Origin of the sequence: Gulosibacter macacae, assembly GCF_003865375.1 — a bacterium.
Classification (GTDB): Bacteria; Actinomycetota; Actinomycetes; order Actinomycetales; family Microbacteriaceae; genus Gulosibacter; species Gulosibacter macacae.
The window spans coordinates 131,334-155,484 of record NZ_RQVS01000001.1 but is presented as its reverse complement, the minus strand read 5'-3'; the positions used below and the strand labels follow the sequence as shown (position 1 = coordinate 155,484).

The 24,151-nt window shown below is 64.2% G+C and carries 24 protein-coding genes and 1 tRNA gene; 4 read left to right on the top strand and 21 right to left on the bottom strand.

The features are described 5' to 3' along the window. Positions 1-65: 65 nt before the first annotated feature. The 8 genes from EG850_RS00755 to prmC form a co-directional block, all read right to left on the bottom strand. Positions 66-857, bottom strand: a complete 792-nt coding sequence (locus EG850_RS00755; protein WP_124968862.1) for a F0F1 ATP synthase subunit delta — start codon at positions 855-857, stop codon at positions 66-68. Beyond that, positions 857-1,411, bottom strand: a complete 555-nt coding sequence (locus tag EG850_RS00750) for a F0F1 ATP synthase subunit B (protein ID WP_185714878.1) — start codon at positions 1,409-1,411, stop codon at positions 857-859. The genes EG850_RS00755 and EG850_RS00750 overlap by 1 nt, the downstream gene beginning before the upstream one ends. A 12-nt stretch (positions 1,412-1,423) precedes the next feature. After that, complete coding sequence (gene atpE / locus EG850_RS00745) at positions 1,424-1,657, bottom strand: ATP synthase F0 subunit C (RefSeq protein WP_124968860.1); 234 nt, start codon at positions 1,655-1,657, stop codon at positions 1,424-1,426. Between the two features lie 99 nt (positions 1,658-1,756). Then, complete coding sequence (gene atpB / locus EG850_RS00740; protein WP_235829155.1) at positions 1,757-2,626, bottom strand: F0F1 ATP synthase subunit A; 870 nt, start codon at positions 2,624-2,626, stop codon at positions 1,757-1,759. A gap of 120 nt (positions 2,627-2,746) precedes the next feature. Then, positions 2,747-3,190 carry a hypothetical protein gene (locus EG850_RS00735; protein ID WP_124968858.1) on the bottom strand — a complete coding sequence of 148 codons (444 nt, stop codon included), beginning with the start codon at positions 3,188-3,190 and terminating at the stop codon, positions 2,747-2,749. Continuing rightward, a complete protein-coding gene (locus EG850_RS00730) occupies positions 3,187-4,488 on the bottom strand; it encodes an MraY family glycosyltransferase (protein WP_124968856.1) in 1,302 nt (433 codons plus the stop codon). The genes EG850_RS00735 and EG850_RS00730 overlap by 4 nt, the downstream gene beginning before the upstream one ends. Before the next feature lie 6 nt (positions 4,489-4,494). Further along, on the bottom strand, positions 4,495-5,163 hold the full coding sequence (locus tag EG850_RS00725) for an L-threonylcarbamoyladenylate synthase (protein ID WP_124968854.1): 669 nt from the start codon (positions 5,161-5,163) through the stop codon (positions 4,495-4,497). 31 nt (positions 5,164-5,194) lie between these two features. Next, positions 5,195-6,073 (bottom strand): peptide chain release factor N(5)-glutamine methyltransferase, encoded by an 879-nt coding sequence (prmC, locus tag EG850_RS00720; protein ID WP_235829154.1) that lies wholly within the window; start codon positions 6,071-6,073, stop codon positions 5,195-5,197. An 83-nt stretch (positions 6,074-6,156) separates the two neighbouring features. Between prmC and cysK the strand changes: the two genes are divergently transcribed. Then, entirely contained in the window at positions 6,157-7,098 is a 942-nt protein-coding gene (gene cysK, locus EG850_RS00715; protein WP_124968850.1) for a cysteine synthase A, read from the top strand. Between the two features lie 73 nt (positions 7,099-7,171). Beyond that, positions 7,172-7,765 carry a serine O-acetyltransferase gene (gene cysE / locus EG850_RS00710; protein ID WP_124968847.1) on the top strand — a complete coding sequence of 198 codons (594 nt, stop codon included), beginning with the start codon at positions 7,172-7,174 and terminating at the stop codon, positions 7,763-7,765. Between the two features lie 36 nt (positions 7,766-7,801). On the opposite strand, the gene EG850_RS00705 is transcribed toward cysE, so the two are convergent. Next, the gene (locus tag EG850_RS00705; RefSeq protein WP_124968845.1) at positions 7,802-8,896 is read right to left on the bottom strand and encodes a serine hydrolase domain-containing protein; all 1,095 of its coding nucleotides are present in this window, start codon (positions 8,894-8,896) and stop codon (positions 7,802-7,804) included. An 85-nt stretch (positions 8,897-8,981) separates the two neighbouring features. Here EG850_RS00705 and EG850_RS00700 point away from each other — a divergent pair, with 85 nt between their 5' ends. Continuing rightward, positions 8,982-9,494 carry a PadR family transcriptional regulator gene (locus EG850_RS00700; protein WP_124968843.1) on the top strand — a complete coding sequence of 171 codons (513 nt, stop codon included), beginning with the start codon at positions 8,982-8,984 and terminating at the stop codon, positions 9,492-9,494. 140 nt (positions 9,495-9,634) lie between these two features. Here EG850_RS00700 and prfA read toward each other — a convergent pair whose 3' ends face one another. From prfA to EG850_RS00655, 9 genes are all read right to left on the bottom strand, one after another. Continuing rightward, positions 9,635-10,726 (bottom strand): peptide chain release factor 1, encoded by a 1,092-nt coding sequence (gene prfA, locus EG850_RS00695; RefSeq protein WP_124968842.1) that lies wholly within the window; start codon positions 10,724-10,726, stop codon positions 9,635-9,637. Continuing rightward, entirely contained in the window at positions 10,723-12,762 is a 2,040-nt protein-coding gene (gene rho / locus EG850_RS00690) for a transcription termination factor Rho (protein WP_124968840.1), read from the bottom strand. The genes prfA and rho overlap by 4 nt, the downstream gene beginning before the upstream one ends. Before the next feature lie 142 nt (positions 12,763-12,904). Beyond that, entirely contained in the window at positions 12,905-13,858 is a 954-nt protein-coding gene (gene thrB / locus EG850_RS00685) for a homoserine kinase (protein WP_124968838.1), read from the bottom strand. After that, on the bottom strand, positions 13,855-15,174 hold the full coding sequence (locus EG850_RS00680) for a homoserine dehydrogenase (RefSeq protein WP_124968836.1): 1,320 nt from the start codon (positions 15,172-15,174) through the stop codon (positions 13,855-13,857). The genes thrB and EG850_RS00680 overlap by 4 nt, the downstream gene beginning before the upstream one ends. Then, positions 15,171-16,544, bottom strand: a complete 1,374-nt coding sequence (gene lysA, locus EG850_RS00675) for a diaminopimelate decarboxylase (RefSeq protein WP_124968834.1) — start codon at positions 16,542-16,544, stop codon at positions 15,171-15,173. Before lysA ends, EG850_RS00680 begins: the two co-directional genes overlap by 4 nt. 115 nt (positions 16,545-16,659) lie before the next feature. After that, a complete protein-coding gene (locus EG850_RS00670; RefSeq protein WP_124968832.1) occupies positions 16,660-17,787 on the bottom strand; it encodes a hypothetical protein in 1,128 nt (375 codons plus the stop codon). Between the two features lie 69 nt (positions 17,788-17,856). Continuing rightward, complete coding sequence (locus tag EG850_RS00665; RefSeq protein ID WP_124968830.1) at positions 17,857-18,624, bottom strand: LmeA family phospholipid-binding protein; 768 nt, start codon at positions 18,622-18,624, stop codon at positions 17,857-17,859. 1 nt (position 18,625) lies between these two features. Next, on the bottom strand, positions 18,626-20,293 hold the full coding sequence (gene argS, locus EG850_RS00660) for an arginine--tRNA ligase (RefSeq protein WP_124968828.1): 1,668 nt from the start codon (positions 20,291-20,293) through the stop codon (positions 18,626-18,628). Between the two features lie 51 nt (positions 20,294-20,344). After that, complete coding sequence (locus EG850_RS00655; RefSeq protein ID WP_185714877.1) at positions 20,345-21,148, bottom strand: transglutaminase-like domain-containing protein; 804 nt, start codon at positions 21,146-21,148, stop codon at positions 20,345-20,347. A gap of 63 nt (positions 21,149-21,211) precedes the next feature. On the opposite strand from EG850_RS00655, the gene EG850_RS00650 reads away from it, so the two are divergent. Further along, positions 21,212-21,287, top strand: a tRNA-Arg gene (locus EG850_RS00650). A gap of 189 nt (positions 21,288-21,476) precedes the next feature. Here the strand turns inward: EG850_RS00650 and EG850_RS00645 are convergent. The 3 genes from EG850_RS00645 to EG850_RS00635 all read right to left on the bottom strand — a co-directional run bounded on the left by EG850_RS00645 (position 21,477) and on the right by EG850_RS00635 (position 24,119). Further along, positions 21,477-22,058, bottom strand: coding sequence for a hypothetical protein (locus tag EG850_RS00645; RefSeq protein WP_124968824.1), 582 nt, complete (start codon positions 22,056-22,058; stop codon positions 21,477-21,479). Positions 22,059-22,191: 133 nt separating this feature from the next. Continuing rightward, complete coding sequence (trhO, locus tag EG850_RS00640) at positions 22,192-23,148, bottom strand: oxygen-dependent tRNA uridine(34) hydroxylase TrhO (RefSeq protein ID WP_124968822.1); 957 nt, start codon at positions 23,146-23,148, stop codon at positions 22,192-22,194. Between the two features lie 62 nt (positions 23,149-23,210). After that, positions 23,211-24,119 (bottom strand): dihydrodipicolinate synthase family protein, encoded by a 909-nt coding sequence (locus EG850_RS00635; protein WP_124968820.1) that lies wholly within the window; start codon positions 24,117-24,119, stop codon positions 23,211-23,213. Positions 24,120-24,151 lie beyond the last annotated feature (32 nt).

Genomic DNA, 24,151 nt, shown 5'->3' with positions numbered 1-24,151 from the left:
TGTCGTCGGGGCCCAGCCCCGCTGCGGTGGTCGGGGCCGAGCCCCGGAGTTCATGTGCGCGGCGGCTAGGCCAGCTGCAGCCGAAGGTTCTTCAGGCGTGCCAAGGCGGTGTCATCGATGAGCTCGTCGCCGAACTCAACACGCAGGCCACCGATCACTGACGGATCGACGATCTGGTTGAGTGCCACGTCGCGGCCAAAGCGGGCCGAAAGGCCTGCCTGCAGTCGCTCGAGCTGCGCGGCCGGAAGCGGGCGGGCGACGGTAACAACGGCAACCTGACGGTTTGCCTGGTCGGCCACGATGCCACGGGCCCACGACACGAGTCGACGCGTGCGTCGACCGGCCGGGTGCTTGACGAGCGAGCGAAGGATGCGCAGCGTGTCGGCACCGAGACGGCTCCCGAATAGTCGCTCAACGAGCCCGACCTTGGCGTCGTTCGCGCCGAGACGCGAACCGAGGCTCAGTTCGAGTTCACCGTTCGACGAAACGGTGTCGAGGAACGAATCGAGTTCCTCGCCGAGCAGTTCGTGCGTACCGGTGGTCTGAGCGACGCCACGGATCGCGGCTTCCTGCAGACCGGTGACGAGGTCGCCCTCGGTCTCCCAAGTCTGCTCTACCGCGGTACCGAGCACCCGCATCCCGGCTTCGCCGAGTTGCGCACCGAACACGCGTTCGGCGAGGGCGCGCTTGGCGTCCGCACCGGCACCACGCTCGGCGAATGCCGAGGCCAGCTGCTTCGATGCGGCAAGCTCGTCGACGACGTCGAACAGCTTGCGCGCCGAATCGGCGTCGTGCTGAGTCAGCGTGTCGACCTCGCGCTTGACCGCGGCGAGTGCGTGCTTGGTTGCGCTACCCATCAGTTGCTCGTGCCTGCCTTCGAATCGAGTTCGTTGAGGAAGCGGTCGACGTAGGCGCTCGAACGCTGGTCATCGGCGAGGTTTTCGCCAACAACGCCCGAGGCGAGGTCGATCGCGAGCGAACCGACTTCTTGACGCAGCGAGACGATGGCCGCCTGGCGCTCCGCCTCGATCTGGTCCTTAGCCGACTTGGTCATGCGGTCGAGCTCGGCCTGGGTCTCCTGCTTCTTCTCCACCTTGATGGCTTCGCCATCGGCACGCGCCTTTTCGCGGATCTCCGCGGCTTCGGTGCGGGCTTCGGCGAGCAGCTGCTCGTACTCGTTCTTGCGAGCGTCGGCTTCGGCCTGGACGGCCTGGGCCTGTTCGATGCCGCCTTCAATCTTGGCGGCACGCTCGTCGAGCACCTTGTTCAGCTGCGGAAGGACAAACTTCCAGAAGAACAGCAGGAGCACCACGAGCACGACGAGCGACCAGAAGATGTCGTAGTCAGCCGGGAGCAGCAGGTGCTGCTCACCAGCGGCTACGAGTGCACTGTCGTAGTTCATGAGGCTCATTTGGGAAGTGCCTTACGCGCCGAAGATGAACGGCGTGGCGATACCGATGAACGCGAGCACCTCGGTGAACGCGATACCGAGGAACATCGTGGTCTGCAGGCGGCCGGCCATTTCGGGCTGGCGAGCCATCGCCTCGACGGTCTTGCCAGCGACGATACCGACACCGATGCCGGGGCCGATTGCTGCGAGGCCGTAGCCGACGGTCGCGATGTTGCCCGAGATTTCGGCGAGCGTGGTGTTGTCCACAGGGGTTTCCTTCCGGTTGGGCGATCAGGCCGGTTTGGCACCGATCGTCATGCAGGGTTTGGGGGAATCGGGTTGTGTGGGGTTTTCCGAGCGCGTTGTCTAGTGCGACTTCGCGACCGAAAGCTGGATGTAGCTGGTGGTCAGCAGCGCGAACACGTACGCCTGAAGCACCGCCACGAGGACCTCAATGAGCGTCATGAAGAAGCCACCGGCGAAGGTGAGCACACCCATGGCCGACCACGCGTTCATCAGGCCGACGAAGAAGGCCGTGGCAGAGAACGCGAGCACGAGCAGCAAGTGACCAACCATGAGGTTGAGGAAAAGTCGCAGCGCGAGCGAGGCGGGACGCACGATGAAGGTGTTGATGAACTCAATCGGCGTGAGCAGGATGTAGAGCGGCCACGGCACACCGGGCGGGAAGAGGGCGTTACGCAGGAACGTGGCGCCACCGGCCTCACGGAAGCCCGCATAAATGAAGGCAATATACGTGGCCACGGCAAATACCAGCGGCATACCGATGATGCCGTTCGCCGAGATGTTGAGCAGCGGAATGACACCGGTGATGTTCATGAAGAGCACACCGAAGAAGACGGCGAGGATGTAGGGCAGGTACTTCTTGCCGATCTTCTCGCCGAGCATTTCGTAGACAACGCCGTCGCGGATGAAGCCAACGCCCATCTCAATGAGCGACTGCAGCTTGCCCGGGACAAGCTTCGGGCGGCGAAGCGCGAGGTAGAACACGATCATCAGCACCGCAACAGCAATGAGGCGGACCATGATGATTCGGTTAATCGCAAACGGCGTGCCCTCGAAGAGGAAGGCGGCGGGGAAGAATTCTTCTTGCACGACCGGCGCGCAGTACTCGCCGGGCGGGCAATCAGCCGCCATAGGTGCCATCTCCGTCAGCAGATTCAGGGCTGTCGTGAGCAGAGCGGTCTCCTGTCGCTGGGCGCGGACGTGAGGGTGCATCCGCGCGAGTGGGACGTGGTGGCGCGATCATCACTCGTTGTGGCGCGCCAACTTTTCGATCCTATCAAGGATTTTCGCCTTGGGCGGACACGGTTGCCCGCCCAAAGCGAAGAAGATTCATTATTTGGGATTACCCGGCAGGTGAACGTCGCTCACGTGGCCAATACGACTGCGGGTGACGACCAACACGTCAACGGCGAGCTGGCCGAGGATGCCCACGACCATGCAGGACCACAGCATCCAATCGTGCGTGAAACCGAGTTGCTTCACGAGCGCGAGGATGCCGAGGAAGACGAGGAACTTGAGGATCCAGGCACCGAGGATGACCGCCACAAAGAACAGCGGGTCGAAGCGCGCGGCGAGGATGATCGACAGCGCCGTCACACCACTGAAAATGAGCGTGATGCCCGCGGCGACAACCGCAGACCACACCCCGGGCCATCCCGCCACGAACCAACCAATAAGACCACCGATCACGGCAATAGCGAGAGTGAGCAGCAGCGACCAGCGCAACACCTGGCGCATGATCGGAACGCTCGTGGGTTCCTGGTTACTCGTGGTCATTTCTGCTCCTGGGTCGCAGTGGGTGATGGGGAGTCGGCAGTGGCGTCGGTGTCGCGGGCGAGCACAGTGCGCATCCGGCGGCCGAGCGCGAGCGGAGCGGCCGGGGCGCGACGTACGCGGTCGGCCTCGTCGACGCCGAGCGCATCGAGCGGATCGTATTCGTCATCGTCGTCACCGTAGGACGAGCGCTGGGCAAGCTTTTCCATGCGCTTGCGGTGGCTGGTGAGCGGAGCAACGGTGAGCGCGGTACAGACGACCATGCCGATGAGCAGGAACACCCACCAGGTGACGCCATCGCGCACGACAAATGCGAGGAGTGCTGAGACGCCGATCACACTCGCCCAGGAATAGAAGATGAGTACGGCACGGCGCTGGGTGTGGCCCATATCAAGTAGGCGGTGATGCAGGTGCTTCTTGTCAGCAGAGAACGGTGACTTGCCGGCACTGAGACGACGGATGACCGCCATCGAGAAATCAGCGATGGGCACGATCATCACGGCGAAGGGGAAAAGAAGCGGCAAGAACGCAGGGAAGAGTTCGTCGCGGCTCACGAACGCGGGGTCGACTTCGCCGGTGACGGCGATGGTCGAGGACGCCATGAGTAGCCCAACGAGGAGCGCTCCCCCGTCGCCCATGAACATCCTGGAGGGATTCCAGTTCCAGGGCAGGAACCCGAAGCAAACGCCGACGACGATGGCCGAAAGCAGCGCCCCGAGACCGAAGCGGCTGGTTTGTAGCTGGTCGGTGAGCAGGTAGGCGTAGACGAGAAAGACGCTGTTCGCGATGATCGCGATACCGGCGACAAGCCCGTCAAGGCCATCGATGAAGTTGACCGCGTTCATCACGAGCACTACCGCGAGCACGGTGATGAACACCGAGAGCCACTGTGAAGGCACGGTGATGCCACCAACCGGAAGCGACGTGATCGCAACACCGTTCATCGCGAGCACCGTGCCTGCGGCGATCTGCGCGGCGAGTTTCACCATCCAGTCGAGATCGACGAAGTCATCGATGACGCCGACGAGCACGACGATGGTGGCGGCGATGATGATGCCCCAGATGCGCGTGGGCGAGACAAATACGATGCTGAACCAGCCGATTTGTGAGGCAATTGCGAGGGCGACAAGCACCGCGAAATACATGGCGATGCCGCCGAGTCGCGGCTTTGGTGTGCGGTGCACATCTCGCTCACGCACCGCTGGATACCAGCGATGCCGCATCGCCATGCGATAGACGCCCCAACACGCGAGGGCCGAGACGACCGCCGCGAAGAAGATGATGAGGGCGTAAAAGCGCACGCTGTCCTAGCTCTCGGCGGGTGCGAGGAGGTCGCCGAGTCGCTCGGCGAGCGTCTCTCGGGAGACCGCGCCCTCGCGCACGATCCGCGCGGGCACGACCGGCTCCGAGGCGAGGCCAGTGGCATCGAGGATGGTCGAGGCTTCGCCGTCGACAGTGCCGGCGTCGAGGAAAATGTTGACGTCCTCGCCGAGCTGCGCGACCGCATCCGTGGCCGTCGCCGGAGCCGGCTCGCCGTGCTTATTCGCACTCGAGACCGCGAGTGGACCGGTTTCTTGCAACAGCTCAAGGGCAAGCGGGTGGTTCGGGATCCGCAGCGCGACCGTGCCGCGAGTGTCACCGAGATCCCACTGCAGGCTCGTGCGCGCGGGCAGGATGATCGTGAGCGGCCCCGGCGCAAACTCATCAAAGAGTGCCCGCACCTCATCGGGTATGTGCTCGGCAAGGGCTTCGAGTGCGGCTGCCGAAGCGACCAGCACCGGCGGCGGCGATTGCCGAGTGCGGCCCTTGGCGGCGAGGAGTTTCGCCACGGCTTCGGGATTGAACGCGTCTGCCGCAATGCCATACACGGTGTCCGTGGGGATCACGACAGTCTCACCGCGCCCGAGCGCTCCGCGAGCTTCGCGCATCCCGGCAAGCAATTGATCTGAGACCGACAGGTCATACACGTTCGTCATATCAAGTGGCCATCCTAGTCGGCGTGCCCGGTCAGCCGCGTTGCCGGGCCGAAGTGAAGCGATCGCGACCGGTGAGATCGGGATGGGTGGTGGTGTCGACGAGCCCCGACCCCGCGAGAATCTCGCGAATCGCCGCGCCCTGTTGCTCGGTGTGCTCGACGACAAGGAAGCCGCCGGCGCGCAGGAGTCGAGCGGCCGCGACCGCGATCCGGCGAATCTCGTCGAGGCCGTCTCCACCGGAATAGAGCGCCGTTTCCGGGTCGAAGAGCCGAACTTCGGGATCGGCGGGGATCGCACGCTGCGGCACATAGGGCGGGTTAGAAACGAGCACATCGAAACTCGCCGGATGCTCGTGCGCAAGCTGCGCATCCCAGTCACCGAACCTCGCTTCAACGTGTGGTGCGTGCCTGCGCAGGTTGCGCTGTAGCCACGGCCAGGCGAAGGGGGATGCTTCGAGGGCGACAACTTCGGCGCCCGGCAACGCCATGGCGACGCCGATCGCGATGGCACCGGATCCTGAACCGAGATCGGCGATGCGGGCTTGGGTGCGACGGGCGGCAGGATCGGCGTATACGAGTTCGACGAGGAGCTCGGTTTCGGGGCGCGGTACGAATACGCCCGGGCCCACGGCGAGTTCAACCTCGCGGAAGGGTGCCGAACCAACGAGGTGTTGCAGCGGCTCGCGGCGGGCGCGACGCGATGCCACGGCGAGCACGCCGTCGACCTGGTCGCGTTCGAGCGAACGGCCCAAGAGCCGGTCGAGTTCGAGTTGCCCGGGCGAGCGATCAAGCACCGCTGCGATGAGCAACTCGGCCTCGCGTGCCGGGTTTGGGAAGCCACCCGGCATCAGGATGCGCGCCACCTGCTGCTGTAGCTCGGCGTGAGTGGTCGACACAATTTCTCGATTCAATGACGTAGCGTGACGGCGATACATGCAGGCGCAACCATGCGGTGGCACGATTAGTCACCAAGCATTCCTGGAAAGGCAGGCTCATGGCCGAAAAGATCTACAGCGACATTACCGAGGTAATCGGCGGCACTCCCCTCGTGCGCCTGAACCGCATCAACGAATCCGACGCGAACGTGCTCGCGAAGCTCGAGTTCACGAACCCCGTGTCGAGCGTCAAGGATCGCCTCGCCTGGGGCATCATCCGCGCCGCGGAGCGCAAGGGTGAGTTGCAGCCCGGCGGCACCATCGTTGAGGGCACCTCGGGTAACACCGGTATTGCGCTCGCAGCCATCGGCGCTGCCCGGGGTTACCGCGTCGTGATTGCCATGCCCGAAACGATGTCGCTCGAGCGTCGCCAGCTCATCCGTGCCTTCGGTGCTGAGCTCGTACTCACGCCCGGCCCCGAGGGCATGCGTGGTGCAGTTGCGAAGGCTGAAGAGATTCAGCGCGAGACCGAGAACTCCATCCTTGCGCGCCAGTTCGAGAATGAAGCCAATGTCGAGATTCACCGCGAAACGACCGCCGAGGAGATCTGGAACGACACCGACGGCAGCGTCGACGCCGTCGTGATCGGCATCGGCACCGGCGGCACCATCACCGGCGTCGGCCAGGTGCTCAAGGAGCGCAAGCCCGAGGTGAAGATCATCGCCGTCGAGCCGAAGGACTCCCCGCTCCTCACCGAGGGCAAGGCTGGCCCGCACAAGATCCAGGGCATCGGCGCGAACTTCGTGCCTGCCGTGCTCGACCAGTCGGTCATCGACGAGGTCATCGACGTCACCCTCGACGACTCGGTGCGCGTCTCGCGCGAACTCACCGCGAAAGAAGGCATCTTTGCCGGCATTTCGGCCGGTGCCAACCTCTGGGCGGCACTCGAAGTGGCGAAGCGCCCCGAGTACGCGGGCAAGAACATCGTGGTGATCATCCCCGACACCGGCGAGCGCTACCTCTCGAGCGTGCTGTTCGACGATCTGCGCGCCGACGCGTAGTTCAGCGAAAGCTTGCCTGTTCGTCGATTCGCGAAGAATCGACCAAATTCAAGGAATCGACGAGACTAGACGGATGCGCAATGCACCTTCCCCACGCGGCCGCGTGGATGACTTCTTCCGCAAGGTTCGAGAAGACATCCACGCGGTGCGTTTGGGCGATCCAGCCGCCCGCTCGAAGCTCTCGATTGTCGTGAACTACTCGGGACTGCACGCCGTGTGGTTCCACCGCCTCGCGCACTGGCTCTGGCAGCAACCCGGCGGGAAGTTCATTGCCCGGGTGGTGTCGCAGGCGAGCCGGTTCATTACCGGCATTGAAATCCACCCCGGCGCGAAGATTGGCCGACGCCTGTTTATCGACCACGGTATGGGTGTCGTGATTGGCGAGACGGCCGAGGTCGGCGACGATTGCGTGATCTATCACGGCGTCACGCTCGGCGGGGTATCGACCAAGAAAATCAAGCGCCACCCGACGATTGGCAATGGCGTCCTCATCGGCGCCGGTGCGAAGCTGCTCGGCCCAATCACGCTCGGTGACGGCGCGCGCGTTGGCGCAAATGCGGTCGTCACGAAATCGGCACCGGCAGGCGCGGTGCTCGTGGGCATCCCGGCCAAAGACCGCTCGAATGATCCGGTTGCCCGCCACGAGGGTGGCGACTGGGTTATCTAGCGAGATTCCTTGCTGCCCACCTGTCGCACGACGGGTCTAGGCGCGCCCGCCGAACTGCTTGAGCGCGCGTGCCAGCGCAATCTGTGCCTCGAAGCTCGCGCCCATCTCATGTGTGGCGTGGAAGTTGAGCGCGACGAACACATCTTGTTCGCGATAGTGAACTGTGTGCACCGCAGAGAGACCGAGGCCACCAACTGGCTCGCTCAGTCCACGCAACACGAGCGGCATGAACTCACCCAGCTTCAAGGTCACGAACCCCGCGCCATAGTGGATGCCCGCGCGCAGTTTCGATTGCGGCCGCATGAGCCGCTCGCGCAGCTCCGGGCTGATGAGGTCGCCACTGGCTAGAGCCCTATTAAATTGGTGAAGATCATCGACCGTCGTGACCGCGCCACCGTCGCTCGACACGGCGCTGGCGGCCCGCGCACGACTCATATCGGTGTCTCCGAGGAATACCGGAGCCATCCGCACGGCGGCCAGATCAACCTCGGGACCAGCGTTATGGGGCCGGTGCGTCTGCGTCATGCCGGCTCGTGCGAACACCTCTGTGCGCAGCAACTCTTCTGAATCAACGCCAGCGGCAACTTCTGCGACGCGCAGGAGCAGTGCGTAGGCCGCATCCGAGTAACCGAACCTCTCCCCCGGACGCCCAATTGCCGGCATGCTGTGGGTCAGCGCGAGCAGATCTGCGCGGCTCCAGTACCGGTTTGGCTCCCGCTGCACCTGCACAAGGAGGTCTTCAACCCGCGCCGCTCGGAGCGGCTCAATGGGGTCTTGCAAACCAGACCGGTGCGAGAGCAGGTGTTCAATCGTCACCTCAGAAGCGAAGTCAACTCCTGGCGCTGCTGGTAGCGCACTGAGTTCGTGCCTCGGCAAGATATCGCCGATTGGCGTGTCGAGGCGGTAGTCGCCTCGTTCTATCTGTCGGCCGATAAGCACTGCGGTGAAGAGCTTGCCGACGCTGGCGCAGTGGAATGGCAATTCGGTCTCGCCGTACGCGAATCGGCCCGCCGGTGTGACCACGAGTACCTGCGGTGCTGGGAGCTGCGGTGCCCGCCGCCGAGAGGCTTTGTCGAGTCGCGCTCGGAACGGCCCTTCGAGCCAACTCTGGAAGTCGTGGGGCTTAGCCATGGTGTCCTCCGCATCCGTGTTGCTATATGTCTACCAGACATGTCTATGAGAGGCGAGAAACAATTTGGGTGACTAAGCTGACCAAATGGCAAACGTCATCCTGGGCCTCTTGCTCCTGCGCTCGATGAGCTACTACGACCTCATCCGTGCGTTCGAAGCTGGCGTTTCGCTCTTCTACAGTGCCAGTTCGGGGAGTATCAAGCGCGCACTTGACGGTCTCCACCGCGATGGCCTCGTTGAGTTTGAGGGTGAGCCCGGTCCCCGAGGCCGGCGGGTCTATCGCGTCACCGAGGCCGGCCGCGAAGCATTTGACACATGGATGCGCGCAGAAATCACCGATGCTGACCTCGAAACCGCGGCCCTCGCGCGGTTGCACTTCTTGGGGCTGCTCGATGCACCGAGTCGCGCCGAGGTGAAGGGACGCATCGAGGAGCGATTGCTCAGCGACCTCGCCAAGCTTGAGGCATTTGAGCAGCACCTGGATGCACTCGAGATTCCAGCAGAGTTCGCCGAGATCGCACGCTATCAGCGGGCAACACTCGGCTATGGGCTCGAGTCAACGCGCTTCGCGCTGGAGTGGTTTCGCGCCCTCGAATAGCTCGGCCCGCGCGCACAAGTACGAGCGAAAAGCGCATCTACGAGTCCCCAGGGACTCGTAGATGCGCTTTTCGCTCGTAGTTGTTGGTGGCGCTGCGAGGGCCTCAGTCGACGCACGGGCCTCAGCCGGCGGCTCGGCCGCTACGCCTCGGCAAGGTGCGCGAGCTGCGACTCCTCGTCGGCGGCGATGGCCGACTCAATGACCGGCCCAAGGGCGCCGTCCATCACCGCATCCAGGTTGTAAGCCTTGAAGCCAGTGCGGTGATCGGCGATGCGGTTTTCGGGGAAGTTGTACGTGCGGATGCGCTCCGAACGGTCCATCGAGCGAATCTGCGAGGCACGCATATCCGACTCCGCAGCCGCCTTCTCCTCCTGCTGCCGAGCGAGCAGGCGTGCCTGCAGCACGCGCATCGCCGCGGCACGGTTCTGAATCTGCGACTTCTCGTTCTGCATCGACACCACGATGCCCGTCGGGATATGCGTGATGCGTACCGCCGAGTCGGTCGTGTTCACCGACTGGCCACCGGGACCAGATGAGCGATAAACATCGATCTTGAGATCGTTCTGGTCGATTGCCACCTCTTCGGGCTCATCAACTTCGGGAAAGACGAGCACACCAGTAGTCGAAGTGTGGATGCGGCCCTGCGACTCGGTCGCCGGCACGCGCTGCACTCGGTGCACGCCACCCTCGTACTTGAGCGAGGCCCACACCCCGTCGGCGGGGTCGTTCGATGACGATTTGATCGCTACCTGCACGCTCTTGTAGCCACCAAGGTCGGATTCGGCCTTGTCGAGGAGCTCGATCTTCCAACCGCGCGATTCGGCGTAGTGCGAGTACATGCGCAGGAGGTCGGCGGCGAACAGTGCCGATTCCTCGCCACCTTCACCGCCCTTAATCTCCATGATCACGTCACGACCATCGTCGGGATCGCGCGGGATCAGCAGGCGGCGAAGCTTCTCGCGCTGCTCGTCGAGTGCCTGTTCGGTGGACTCGGCCTCCTCAGCAAAGACCTCGTCTTCCTTAGCGAGTTCACGCGCAGCTTCGAGGTCGTCGTGCAGCGCCGCGAGCTTGTCATCGGCCGCGATGATCTGCGAGAGCTCCGCGTAACGGCGGTTGACCTTCTTCGCGCGAGCCGGGTTCGAGTGCAGTTCCGGGTCGGCGAGCTGCTCCTGCAGATCGGCGTGCTCGGCACGAAGCAGGGTCAGCGAGTCACCAAACTCCCCCGCGCTCATCGAGCACTCACCGGCTGAATCGGGTTCGCGCGCACCGAAGCGAGGAACTCTTCGTTCGTCGACGTCGAAGCGAGGCGCTCGAGCACGGCTTCCAGTGCGCCCTGAGTGTCGCCGTGCAGGGCACGACGGATCGACCAAGTCACTTCGAGTTCATCCGGCGAAAGCAACTGCTCTTCGTGGAGGGTCGACGATTGCTGAATGTCGAGCGCCGGGAAGATGCGCTTGTCGGCGATCTCGCGCGAAAGGTGCAGTTCCATATTTCCGGTGCCGGCGAACTCTTCGAGAATCACCTCGTCGGTACGCGAGCCGGTCTCGACCATTGCGGTCGCGAGGATGGTGAGCGAGCCACCGTTCTCAACCTTTCGCGCGGCACCGAAGAAGCGCTTCGGCGGGTAGAGGGCGGAGGCATCCACGCCACCGGCGAGGATGCGGCCCGAGGCCGGAGCCGTGAGGTTGTAAGCGCGGCAGAGCTGCGTGATCGAGTCGAGGAGCACGACCACATCGAGGCCGAGCTCAACCAAACGCTTGGCGCGCTCGATGGCGAGTTCGGCAACGGTGGTGTGGTTCTCGGCGGGCATGTCGAACGTCGAGGCGACGACCTCACCGTGAATGGTGCGCTCAAGTCGGGTGACCTCTTCGGGTCGCTCATCAACGAGCACGAGCATGAGGTGCGTCTCAGGGCTGTTCTGCGCAATCGCGTTCGCGATGCGCTCGAGCATGATCGACTTGCCTGAACGCGGCGGCGCAATGATCAGGCCGCGCGTGCCCTTACCGATGGGTGCAAAGAGGTCAACCATGCGCTGAGCCGAGTGGCCGGCGGTCGTCTCGAGGCGGATGCGCTCCTCCGGGTAGAGCGGCGTGAGCGAATCGAACTCGACGCGCTCGGCGGCCTGCTCGGGAGTCTGTCCGTTGATCGTGTCGATCTTCGCGAGGGCGTTGTACTTCTGGCGGCCCGAGGGCTGTTCCCCCTCGCGCGGCTGGCGAATCGCGCCGACGATCGCGTCACCCTTACGCAGGTGGTACTTCTTCACCTGACCGAGCGACACGTAGACGTCGTTGGTGCCAGCGAGGTAGCCCGAGGTGCGCACGAAGGCGTAGTTGTCGAGCACGTCGAGGATGCCCGCGATCGGCAGCAGCACATCGTCGGGTGCGATCTCGGGGTCGACCTCGTCGCGGCGCTCACGACGGCGGTCGCGCTGGCGCCCGGCCTGCTGGCCCTGGCGGTCCTGCTGCGCCTGGCGATCCTGCTGGGCCTGGCGCTCGCCGCCGCGACCCTGCTGATCGGTACCGCGCTGGTCGCCGCCACGCTGCTCGCCGCGCTGGTCTTGGTTCTGCTCATCGCCACCGTTGCGACCGCGGTTGCGGTTGCGGTTGCGCTTGCGGCCCGAGCCAGTCTGCTCGGCAGTGTTGTCGGTGGATGCAGTGTCGTCGTCGCCGTCTTCGTCACGTGCCGGGGGCAGGACGATGTCGTCGAGCGTCTTCGGGGCGTCACCGGTGGCGGGCTGTTCGCCACCACGCTGAGCGCGACCGCGGTTCGAGGCGGCGGGCAGCTCAATGTTGATCGCCGGCGCCGCGTCAGTTTCGTCAGCCCTCGCTTCGGCGTCGTCGGCGTCGGCGCGCGGTTCGGGCGCCGATTGCGGCGCGGTCGCGCGGCGACGGCGCTGCTCTCGACGCGGCTGCTTTTCGCGAGCCGGGGCCTCGACGGCTGCCTGGTCAGCAGCGGTTTCCGCGCCGGCGTCGGCAACGGGAGCTGCGTCAGTTACATCCTGCTGTTCAGGGGCCGCAGACTCGGCCTCGGTACGATCCTCGGCCACCTCGTTCGTGACCGGAGCTTCGGCGTTGGCGACCGGAGCTTCGGCGTTGGCAACTGCTGCCGAGCCATCGCCGCTGCCAATGGCGTCGGTGAGGGCCTCGACGAGGGCGCTCTTGCGCAGACGCGCGGCGCCCTTGATGCCGTGCTGCACGGCCAATGCTTGCAGGTCGGCAACACGCATCGCAGCGAGTTCAGCCGACGACGGTTGAGTGTTGTCAGTCATTTCGTTAATTCGTCCTCAGATTGGGGCGAGGCGACGACCGAATCGGGCTCGATGGCGCAATATCGGGCAGATGACTGCCCGCAAGAAGGTGCGGCGTCTGCCTCGCTACGAATGGCTTCGGAGGTCGTTGCGCGAAACTGCGCTAGACCGACGGCGACGCCGTCTGAGCCGAAGCTTCCTCAACTGTAGCACCCTGCACGTCGACCGCCGTCATAAGCACATTCCAGGTGGTATCGGTGCGAGCCTCGGCAATCGCCGCTGCCCGCAGGCGATCGGCCGGGTCATCACAGAGCACAAGCACGCTTGGACCAGCGCCAGAAACTACAGCCGGCAATCCCTCTGCACGGAGTGCATCGATGAGCGCCTTCGTCTTCGGCATCGCTGACGCGCGGTAGTCCTGGTGGATGCGGTCTTCCGTCGCGTCGAAGAGCAATTCGGGACTCTGAATGAGCGCGGCCACAAGCAACGCCGAGCGCGAGAGATTGAAGATCGCGTCTTTGTGCGGCACCTGCTCCGGCTGAAGCGCGCGTGCGGCCGCCGTTGACATGGTCTCATCGGGCACGAGCACGACGAGCGAAACACCCGGATGCGGCGTCAATCGCTTCGAACGGGGACGCTCATCAGCATCCATCCACGCAATCGTCACGCCACCGAACAAACAGGGTGCGACATTGTCGGGGTGACCTTCGAGTTCGGTGGCGACCTCGAGCAGTTCCTCCCCCGTCACCTGACGCTGATCGGCGATGAGTCCAGCAGCGCCAACCACGCCGGCGACAATTGCGGCGCCCGACGAACCGAGTCCGCGACCGTGCGCAATGGTATTCACCGCGTCGAGACGAAGTCCGGGTTGCGCGAAACCGAAGCGCTCGAGGGCAAAGCGTAGCGAACTGACCACGAGGTGACTTTCGTCAAGTGGCACTTCCCCGGCACCAACGCCGTCGACGTTGATCTCAAGGCGACCGGGCTCAATCGCCTCGATCTCAAGCTCGTCATAACGAGCGAACGCGAGACCAAGGGTGTCAAAGCCTGGCCCGAGGTTTGCGCTGGTTGCTGGCACCCGCACGCGCACACGGCGGTTGCGTGAAACAGTGCTCATGCGCGCACCCCCTCTCCAAGTACGCGCAGCACGCCAGTGACGCGTTTCACCGCTGAAGTTTCAGCGAGCGCCTGCACGAGCTGTTGCAATGCGCCTTCGGTTGCCGTGTGGGTGCCAATAACGAGTACCGCATGGCCACCGTCGGTCGCGACCGACTGCTCAGCCGTGGCCACCGAAACATTGTGCTCGGCAAACTGTTGGGCGACCTGCGCGAGTACACCTGGTTCGTCGGCGACGTCGAGGGCGATTTGGTAGCGCGTGCTCACCTGCTCGGGCGCGACAATCGGGAGGTCGGCATCCATTGATTCTCCAAGGCCTGGCCCACCGGCAACGTGGCGACGAGCGGCCGAGACGAGGTCGCCGAGCACCGCGGAGGCGGTCTGCACGCCGCCGGCGCCGGCGCCGTAGAACATGAGTGGGCCCGCCGCCGCTGATTCGACGAAGATCGCGTTGTTACCGCCGTGCACGCTCGCGAGTGGGTGGTCGGCTGGCACGAGCGTCGGATGCACGCGCGCTGAGACGGCCTCGATGCCGGTGTCAGGGTCGGTGACGCGCTCGCAAATTGCGAGCAGCTTCACGACGTGGCCGCCACGCTCTGCATCGGCAATCTGACCGGCAGAAATCCCCGTGATGCCTTCACGTGACACGGTAGTCACCGGCACTTCGGTGTGGAATGCGATCGAGGCGAGAATTGCGGCCTTCTGCTGCGCATCAAAACCTTCGATGTCAGCAGTCGGGTCGGCCTCGGCATACCCGAGGTCGGTGGCGATGCGCAGCGACTCCTCGAGCGTGTCTTTTTCGGTGTGCATCCGGTCGAGAATGTAGTTCGTCGTTCCGTTCACAATGCCGAGCACTCGCTCGATGCGGTCACCGGCCAGGTTTTCACGCAGCGGACGGATAATCGGAATCGCACCCCCGACTGCGGCCTCGTAGTAGAGCTGCGCGCCGACGCGCTCGGCAATCTCGAAGAGCTCGGGGCCGTGGTGCGCGAGGAGCGCCTTGTTTGCGGTAACCACATCAGCACCCGACGCGAGTGCGAGGGTGACAAGCTCGAGCGCCGGGTGGATGCCACCCATGAGCTCAATCACAAAGTCGGCACCGAGAATGAGCCGTTCGGCATCGGTCGTGAACAGCTCAGTGGGCAGATCGACGTCGCGTGCTGCATCCACATTGCGCACCGCGATCCCGACGAGTTCGAGCCGAGCACCTGCGCGCTGCGCAAACGCTTCACTCTGTTCAAGCAGAAGGCGGGCAACCTGGCTCCCCACCGACCCCGCACCAAGCAGGGCCACCTTCACTGTCCGGGACTCGTTCATCGGGTCTCCTCCTCAGTCGCTGCGCAGTCGTACGCAAGCAGATCATCGATCGTCACGCGACGCACGAGCGTGCGCGCTTCGCCGTCACGCACCGCCACCACTGCGGGTCGGTCGAAACAGTTGTAAAAGTTCGCCATTGCGAAGCCGTAGGCGCCGGTCGCGGGGGTGGCGAGCAGGTCGCCTGGATGCACATCGCCCGGCAGGTAGTCGTCGTGCACGACTACGTCACCCGACTCACAGTGACTGCCAACGACACGCACGAGCCGCGGTGCTACGTCAGATTCTCGATTCGCCAGCCGCACACAGTAGTTCGCGCCGTAGAGCGAGGGGCGCGTGTTGTCGCTCATACCGCCGTCGACCGAGACGTAGAGTCGCTCGGCGCTCCCGCCAGCGTCGAGTGGCACATCCACGGTCTTGGTGGTGCCGACCGTGTAGAGCGTCGTGCCTCCAGTGCCGACGATCGATCGGCCCGGTTCAAAGGTGAACGCAGGCAAGTCGCTCCCGGTTTCCGCGCAGGCGCGCGCCACCTCGGCGGCAATGCCGCGTGCGAGTTCGGCAAGCGGCGTGGCGTTGTCGCTCGGCAGATAGGCAATACCAAAGCCGCCGCCGAGGTTGACCTCTAGCACGGGACCGCCTGCGAGCAGTTGGGCGCGGAAGCGCATGAGTCGATCAGCGGCTGCCCCGAACCCGCCGGCGTCGTAGATCGACGATCCGATGTGCGAGTGCAAGCCACGGAGTTCGAGCGAGTCAAGTTCGCGGATGCGCGCAATAGCCTCACCCGCCGCCGCAATTGGCAAACCAAACTTCTGGTCCTCGTGGCTCGTCGCGAGGAATGAATGGGTGTCAGCGTGGATACCTGAGTTGATGCGCACAAGCACCGGCTGCACTCGGTCGAACTCCGAGGCAATGGCCGCGAGCCGCTCGATCTCCTGGGCCGAATCGATGATGATCGTGCCGACGCCAGCGGCAACTGCGCGGCGAAGTGAGGCGCCCGACTTGTTGTTACCGTGCATCCCGATGTTGGCCGGGTCAATACCGGCGCGCAGGGCGATCTCAAGTTCGCCGGCTGAGGCGACGTCGAGACCGAGGCCGGCTTCCTGCATCCAGCGCGCGACGTCGATGGTGAGGAGCGCCTTCGAGGCGTAGTGCAGCTCGACCTCGGCGCCAATCTCGGCGAAGGCGGCCGAAAAATCGGCGACAGCGGCCGCGGCGCGCTCGCGAATATCGGCTTCATCAAGCACATAGAGGGGTGAACCAAACTCAGCGAGCAATTCGCTTGCGCGCCAGCCGCCGATCTCGAGTTCGCCATCGTCGGTGCGTCGAGCAGTTTGCGACCACACACCCTCGTCGAGCTGGTTCGCATCGGTCATTGATGTGAGGCGGGACGGCGCGAGCGGGTTCGAAAAAGCAGCGGGCTGAGGCACCAGACGATCCTATCGGGCTTCAGGATGCGCTGACGTCCGGTAGCGACTCGGCGCGCAAGGCTCAGGAGATGCAGCTCGCGAGGGCGAGATCCTCCACCCCGAGGTTGCTGATCTCCCAGGTGAGGGTGAGGGAACCCTCATTGATCTGCACGTCCGACATGTATGACGACAGACCTTCTTCCTCACACCAGTCCTTAGAGCTCATTTCGGTGCCATTGGAGGTTGCGAGCAGGTCTTGTCCGTTAAGAATCATGCGGGTGTCGGTGTAGACGATCCAGCCGTCTTGGGCCGAGATGGTGTAGTTCCATTCGAGTGGCTGGCCATCGTAGGTGCCGACGTATTGCAATTCGCCATTCGTGACCTTGACGGTCATATTGGTGAAGCTCGAACTCACAATGTGCGCGGTGTCGACGAAGAACTCTTCGTTGAAGGTCGCGGTCACGATCACCTTCTTGATCGTGCCTTGGCCGTTGGCGGGGGCGCCGATCAGGTCGTAGTCAAAGTGCATCCCGCTCGTGTTGAGCGCAGTTGGGTCGGTGCTCAGGCGGATGTTTGAGAAGGTGCCGCCGAGCTGCTCGGTGACCGCGAGGCCGCCGGCAAACTCGCCGTTGGCCGGGAACGTGCCGCTCTCGGTGTTGATCTTGGCCTCTTGGCCCTCGAGGAGTGCGGCGTACTTATCGGCGGCCTGACCTCGGGCCATGAACTCCCAAGCCACGAGACCACCGATTGCAAGCAGCAGCACGAGACCAACTGAGAGCAAGGCAATGAGTCGACCGCGCCGCTTTGGTTTCTGGGTGGGCGCGGCAGCCGGTTGGGATGCGTAGTGGCCGTCGTAGGCTGCGGGCTGGGCTACCGCTTGCGGCTGGCTCTGCGAGACTTGCGGTTGCTGACCGTATGCGTCGCCATAATTCTGCCCGTAGCTTGGCTGCTCGCCGTAGCTCTGCTGCTCGCCATAGCTTTGCTGCTGGTCGTAGCTTTGCTGACCGAACGCCTGTTGCTGGCCATAGTCGAGCTGCTGACCGTGCTGCTGTCCGTAGTCGTGCGACTGGTCCGGCTGTTGACCGTACTGCTGTTGCCACTCGCCGGTTGCGTCGCCGTAGTGCTGCCCTTCCCCGTAGGTCTTCGGGTACTCATTCCAGTGATCGCCAGAAAACGGCTGGTTGCCCTGGTTCGGCGGCGGCGTCGACATCGCAGGTGCTCCTTTATTGGTCAATGCCGATATTGAACCAGACCTAACTACCTGCAGGCATCGAAACGGTTACTTGCAGCTCCCCAGCGCCGCGAAGGTCGCTTCTTCAGCCGTGACTGGCCCGGTCGTGCGCACGCCGATGTTCACCCCATCCGGGCTCAACTCGACACCCGTGAGCTGAAAAACCTCAGGCAAATACTCGGCCGCGCAAAACTCGAGCGAAAAGCGCGAGGGGTCGAGCACTGCGTCGTAGCTAAGCCCGGCGCCCCCGAGTTCCATTTCGGTCGCCACGATCTGCACGCGACCACCCGAGCGAATTTCAAGGTTCGCGGTGATGCGGGCGCTCGTCGTCACACCGAACGCGGTGATCTCAGCGGTGTAGGCAATGCCACCGTCAACGAATTCGAGGCCGGTGTAAGGAATGCCAGCGTTGGTGGCGACCTCGCGGAGCATCCGATCAAGCTCTTCAGCACCGAGGTGCACGGTGCCGTTGAGCGCGCCAATGGTGATGGGCTCGCGAATCGTGAGCTGTTCGGCGAGTGCGTCAACAGTGCCAGTGAGGTCGCCAACCGTGACCTGTTCGCCGCGCACTTCGAGGCCCGATACCGAGCCGACCACGACTTCGCAGAGCACACAGCTCCCGGTCGTGGATGCGGTGACCTCCGCCGAGACCGCCGAGGGCAGGGCGCGTTCAATTTCGGTGGCAGCCACATTGCCCACGACTTGCCGCACTACAAGTTCGGCGGCAACCAGGAGCGCGGCGACGACCGCGAGCACGATCACGAGCGCCACGATGCGGCGTCGACCGCGACGGGGCGATCGGCTCGCGTCAGTCATCTCACATCCGTTCCGGCGCGTCGACTCCCACGAGCGTCAGACCGTTACGGAGCACCTGGCTCGCAGCCTCATTGAGCACGTAGCGGCTCGAGTGCACAGCTTCGACCGGATCGTCACCCTGCGGAATGACGCGGCAATTGTCGTACCAGCGGTTGTAGGCGGCGGCGAGATCCTCGAGGTAGCGGGCCACGCGGTGCGGCTCACGCTCAAGCGCGGCGATGCCTACGATGCGCGGGAACTCGCGCAGTTGACCAAGCAATTCATTCTCGGTCTCGTGTGTGAGGGTCGCCGGGTCGAAGTTCGCGCCGTCAATGCCGTGCTCGGAGGCATTGCGGTTGACCGCGCGCGTGCGGGCATGGGCGTACTGCACGTAATAGACGGGATTGTCGTTGGTGCGGCTCACGAGCAGGTCGAGATCAATGTCGATCGTCGAGTTCGTCGACGAGCGCACGAGCGCGTAGCGAGCGGCGTCGACGCCCACTGCATCCATGAGGTCGTCGAGGGTAACAATGGTGCCCGCACGCTTCGACATGCGCACCGGTTGACCATCGCGCACGAGGTTCACCATCTGGCCGATAAGAATCTGCATGTGCTCGTTTGCGGTGTCGCCAAACGCCTGGGCCATCGCCATCATGCGGCCGACGTAGCCGTGGTGGTCGGCACCGAGCATGTAAAGGCACTCGTCAAAGCCGCGGTCGCGCTTGTTGAGGTAGTAGCCGATATCGCCCGCGAAGTAGGTCGGTTCGCCATTCGAGCGGATGATGACGCGGTCCTTGTCATCGCCGAAGTCAGTCGATCGCAGCCAGACGGCGCCCTCGTCGTCGAAGATGTTGCCGAGCGCGCGCAGGCGCTCAACGGCACGTTCAACTGAGCCGTCTTCGTGCACCGAGTCTTCGTGGAAGAACACATCGAAGTCCACACGGAACTCGTGGAGCTTCTGCTTGATCTCGCCGAACATCTGCTCGACGCCGTATTTGCGGAAGACTTCCTGCTGCGCCTCACGAGTCTCGGCGGCAGCAAGTGCCTCCGGATGCGCTGCCGCGACTTCTGCGGCGATCTCGTGGATGTAGTCGCCGCCGTAGCCGTCTTCGGGCGTCGGCTCGCCGAGGTGGGCAGCGAGGAGCGAGTTCGCGAAGCGGTCGATCTGCGCGCCGTGGTCGTTGAAGTAGTACTCGCGAGTCACCTCGGCGCCAGCGGCGCGGAGCACCCGCGCGAGCGAGTCGCCGACAGCGGCCCAGCGGGCACCACCGAGGTGGATGGGGCCGGTCGGGTTCGCCGAGACAAACTCGAGGTTGATATTGCGACCGGCGAGCTGTGCGCCATTGCCGAACTTTTCGCCTGCCTCGACGATTTCGAGGGCGAGGGCACCTGCGGCGGCCTCGTCGAGCGTGATGTTGATGAAGCCGGGGCCGGCCACCTCGACGGCCTTGACCGAGGGCTCTGCGCGCAACGCCTCAGCGATCTCGTTGGCGAGCTCGCGCGGGTTGGTGCCCACGCGCTTCGCGAAACGCATGGCAATGTTCGAGGCCCAGTCACCGTGGTCGCGGTTGCGGGGTCGCTCGAGCTTGAGGTCGTCGTCGCCGATTTGGAGTTCGGCGCCACCGTCGCGTCGGTCGAGTGCGGTGCGGGTGGCAGCGGCGAGGGTCGAGGTGAGGGTTGCGTCAGTCATCAGGCATCCATCGTAGGCCGCGGCGCATCCCGTTTCGAACCGTGTTGGCTGCTATTGCAATTGCACGCGCGCGGTGTGGTCGATCGGATCCACCGGGGTGTCGGTCGTTGCCTGAACCTGCAGGCTCCACAGCCGCACTCCCGCGAGCGTGTTCGTCAGGAAAGCCGTGTCTGCCGCATCCCGGCCGGTGGCGATGCGCACCATGCGTTCGCGCGGCGCGAGGTGGGTGGCATCGACGACATACCAGGCGTCGTCAACGAGCACCTCGACCACGGCGTGAAAGTCCATGGGACGAAGGCCCGGGGCGTAGACCGACACGAGCCGGGCGGGCATGTCCATGGCACGAAGAAAGGCGATAACGAGGTGGGCGTAGTCGCGGCAGACACCGGTGCGGCCGAGGTAGGTGTCGCGGGCGCCGTCGGTGAAGCCGGAGGAGCCGGGGATGTAGGCGAGGTGGGTGTGGGTCCAGTCGACGACCGCGTCGACGAGATCCCAATTACGTAGGCCCTTGAATAGCGCGCGGGTGCTTGGGCCGAGGAGGTCGGATTCGGCGTAGCGCGAAGGGCGCGAGTAGACGAGGCGGTCGGTTTCGGTGACCTCGACCGGAGCTGCAAAGCCATCGATGGTGGCCGAGTATTCGAGTTCAAGGCGGGAGCCTGAGCTTTCAACACGGTGGCAGCGAGTGCCATCGGGCTGTTCCCACACGAGCGGCTGCACCTCAAGGCCGTCGATCGTGAGGCGCAGGTTCTCGCGCACATACGTCTGGCCGGCGGCTCCGGCGACGAGGAACGCAAAATTGGTGCGCTCACCGTCGCGGTGGTTAAGGATGATGGATGAAGAGATCTCGCGCTGCACCCGGACACTCTTCCACACTGGGCCGGACGGCGCGTGCACACCTGCTACGCTTGCTCGTTGTTCGCCTCCGTAGCTCAGTGGATAGAGCGCCGGTTTCCGGTACCGTAGGTCGCAGGTTCGACTCCTGTCGGGGGCACCATCCGTCTTGGTTGATCGAGTAGGCCGCAGGCCTTCATGGTTGATCGAGTAGGCCGAAGGCCTTCATGGTTGATCGAGTAGGCCGAAGGCCGTATCGAGATCCCCCTCAGCCTGCGCATCAGCCCACCACCGCATGCTTCGCGCCGCAGAGCACTCGCAGACTCGGAGTTGGTTCGCTATCGTGTCGGATTCACTGCCCGCGATACATGCGCAGCTGCATCCGTTTCGGTGGTTCCGGGGCTGCGTGGATGACCACGCGGGTGGCGGCAAGCTTGTCCTGATAGAGGTCCGGATCAGTAGCGAAGGTTTGCTGCTCCCACGGGGCCAGGACGTGCTCGAGGAGCATCAGGGCGCGTTCGGCCCAGAACCGCAGCGCCGGGTGGATCCACCCAGAGATCTTGAACTGCCCGCATGCGGCGGCGATGTAGACGTCGATCTCGCCGTGCAGGAACCGGGCGTGGTTCTCGTCGGCGTCGAGCCAGGCGGTGATCTCCTCGGCGGAGCTGTCCCAGAGCTGCTCGGGCACGAGTGCCCAGTCGACGATCAGGTTCGCGATGCAGCCGGGGACGTGTTCGTCGCCGCCGCCCTGGATGAAGTGCTCTTGCAGGGTGCTGAGGGTGTCGTGCCCGTCGTCGCTGCCGAACGGCGCACGCGGGTCGTCCGTGCTCCAGAACCACTCAGGTGCTACGGCGACGTAGTCCGGGTGGCTGGTCGCCGGCGACAGGCCGTCCTGGTCGGAGTCGAGGTGAGGGGTGTGTTTCGATCTGGCCATCAGTACGTCCCATCTTTCGTGCCGAACACGTCGGCGGTTGTGTGGTCGGCGAAGTCGTGAGCGGTGGGGATGATGCCCGAACCTCGTAGAACTGGCTCCCGGCCGTGATCGGGCACGCCGGAAGTAGGGCTCATTATGCCGCCGCAGCGTGCTTTGCGCAGCACAGCACTCGCAACCGCGGGTCGTCGAGCCCGGTGCCCTCAGCCAATGCATCCTGCCCCGCTGCACCGCACGCAGCGCATGCCACAAGTCGCCCGTGACACGACGGGTCAACACAGTTCTGAATGCGGTTCGTCGCCGCCCCGCACACCGTGCACTCACCAATCACCGCAGCAGTGCCGGGCGCACCAAACTCAACATGCTCGCGCCCGTCAAACACCGCGAGTGATCCCTGCCAAAGCCCATCGTTGCCGTAGGCCTCGCCGTACCGCACGATGCCACCTTCGATTTGATAGACCTCGTCAAAGCCGCGTTCGCGCATGAGCGCCGAAAGCACCTCGCAGCGGATGCCGCCGGTGCAGTACGTCACAATCGGCCGCTGCTTGAGATGGTCATAACGGCCAGAGTCGAGCTCCGCGAGAAAGTCTCGAGTGTTGTTCGTGTCCGGCACGATCGCATCACGGAACTTCCCGATCGCAGCTTCTACCTGATTACGGCCATCAAAGAACACGACCTCGTGGCCACGCTCCCCCACGAGCGCATGGAGTTCGCGCGGCGAGAGGTGCGTGCCGGTGCCAACGACCCCGTCCTGGTCAACCTGCACGTCGGCCGGGGAACCAAACGTCACGAGCTCATCGCGCACCTTCACGCTGAGCTTCGGAAAATCAAGGCAGCGGCCCTCGTCATCGAGACCCGTACCATCGGACCACTTCATGTCGACGTCGCGGAATGGCGCATAGGTCTTGAAGCGCCGCACATAGCGCTTCACTGCGTTGATCTCGCCGCCGACGGTCCCGTTAATGCCGTGCGGCGACACGATGATGCGTCCGCGCAACCCCTCGCGCTCGCACGCCTCGCGCTGCCACATGGCAACCGCATCCGGGTCAGCGAGTGGCGTGAACACGTAATAGAGAACGATCTTGGCTTGCACCCGTCGATCGTAGTCTGCGGCGAAGGTGAGGGTTCGTATCGTCTCGCCGCCCTTCGAGAACCTCAGGGCACGTCCAGCTGAAGTTCGTCGACAACTTCCGCAACTCTCGCGCGTTGCGCGGCATCGAGCCCCTGGATGGGGAGCGGCAGGCTTCGCGCACCAACAAGTCCGAGGAACTCCGCGATCGCGGCAGTCACTCGCAGGCTGCCGCCAAACTCCGCGAACAGTTCCCAGAGCGGTGCCAATCGTTCCGACTCAGCGAGCGCATCCGCGGCTCGACCCTGCTGGACTGCGCGGGTGATCTTGACCATTGGGCCCGGGATCGTGCCGCCAACGGCGGTGTACCAGGCGTCGCAGCCGCCAATGAGTCCGGCGGCACCATACGCATCCCCCGAGATTCCAATCGACACGTGCTTGGGAATGACCTCACGGATGCTCGCCACCCGCTTGGCAACCTCGCTCGGCTCCCCTGGAATCCCGGGAATCTTGATCGAGGCGATACCTGGCAACTCGGCGATGCGCGCGTAGAGCTCGGTCGTGAAGGTGAAGTGGGTGGTGCCGGGGTTGTCATAGACGATCACCGGCAGCTCAGTGTGTTCAATGACGGTGCGGAAGAGTTCAACGACGTCGTTGACCATGAGCGGCTGGTAGGTCATCGGAGCCAAGAGGAGCCCGGCGGCCCCAGCATCCTGTGCAGCATCAATGTGCTTGAGGATGCGTGAGGTTCGCAGGTCTCCAACGCCAACAAATACTGGGGTCGCCCCGGCATGTTCGGCCGCGAGGTGCGCGACGCGGGCCCGCTCATCGGGATCGAGATATGCATACGATCCGGTCGACCCGAGCGCAGTAATCGAATCAACGCCGGCACCCACGAGCCGGTCGAGGAGCCCGATAAACGCGCGCTCATCGACCCGGTCATCGCGCAGCGGTGTGAGCGGGAAGGCTGAGAGGCCAGTGAAGGGGTTGGTCATGGACTTCCTCGGGGTGGACGTGGGATCTCGAG

Bases quoted from the DNA above. Each gene is read 5' to 3' on its own strand.
- EG850_RS00755 (WP_124968862.1), bottom strand. From the start codon at position 857: ATGGGTAGCGCAACCAAGCACGCACTCGCCGCGGTCAAGCGCGAGGTC.
- thrB (WP_124968838.1), bottom strand. From the start codon at position 13,858: ATGAGCACTGTTTCACGCAACCGCCGTGTGCGCGTGCGGGTGCCAGCA.
- EG850_RS00725 (WP_124968854.1), bottom strand. From the start codon at position 5,163: ATGACGAACGTGTATGACCTGTCGGTCTCAGATCAATTGCTTGCCGGG.
- EG850_RS00735 (WP_124968858.1), bottom strand. From the start codon at position 3,190: ATGACCACGAGTAACCAGGAACCCACGAGCGTTCCGATCATGCGCCAG.
- EG850_RS00680 (WP_124968836.1), bottom strand. From the start codon at position 15,174: ATGAACGAGTCCCGGACAGTGAAGGTGGCCCTGCTTGGTGCGGGGTCG.
- EG850_RS00665 (WP_124968830.1), bottom strand. From the start codon at position 18,624: ATGACTGACGCGAGCCGATCGCCCCGTCGCGGTCGACGCCGCATCGTG.
- EG850_RS00750 (WP_185714878.1), bottom strand. From the start codon at position 1,411: ATGAGCCTCATGAACTACGACAGTGCACTCGTAGCCGCTGGTGAGCAG.
- rho (WP_124968840.1), bottom strand. From the start codon at position 12,762: ATGACTGACAACACTCAACCGTCGTCGGCTGAACTCGCTGCGATGCGT.
- EG850_RS00645 (WP_124968824.1), bottom strand. From the start codon at position 22,058: ATGGCCAGATCGAAACACACCCCTCACCTCGACTCCGACCAGGACGGC.
- cysE (WP_124968847.1), top strand. From the start codon at position 7,172: ATGCGCAATGCACCTTCCCCACGCGGCCGCGTGGATGACTTCTTCCGC.
- atpB (WP_235829155.1), bottom strand. From the start codon at position 2,626: ATGCACCCTCACGTCCGCGCCCAGCGACAGGAGACCGCTCTGCTCACG.
- cysK (WP_124968850.1), top strand. From the start codon at position 6,157: ATGGCCGAAAAGATCTACAGCGACATTACCGAGGTAATCGGCGGCACT.
- argS (WP_124968828.1), bottom strand. From the start codon at position 20,293: ATGACTGACGCAACCCTCACCTCGACCCTCGCCGCTGCCACCCGCACC.
- prfA (WP_124968842.1), bottom strand. From the start codon at position 10,726: ATGAGCGCGGGGGAGTTTGGTGACTCGCTGACCCTGCTTCGTGCCGAG.
- EG850_RS00635 (WP_124968820.1), bottom strand. From the start codon at position 24,119: ATGACCAACCCCTTCACTGGCCTCTCAGCCTTCCCGCTCACACCGCTG.
- EG850_RS00700 (WP_124968843.1), top strand. From the start codon at position 8,982: ATGGCAAACGTCATCCTGGGCCTCTTGCTCCTGCGCTCGATGAGCTAC.
- EG850_RS00705 (WP_124968845.1), bottom strand. From the start codon at position 8,896: ATGGCTAAGCCCCACGACTTCCAGAGTTGGCTCGAAGGGCCGTTCCGA.
- EG850_RS00670 (WP_124968832.1), bottom strand. From the start codon at position 17,787: ATGTCGACGCCGCCGCCGAACCAGGGCAACCAGCCGTTTTCTGGCGAT.
- lysA (WP_124968834.1), bottom strand. From the start codon at position 16,544: ATGACCGATGCGAACCAGCTCGACGAGGGTGTGTGGTCGCAAACTGCT.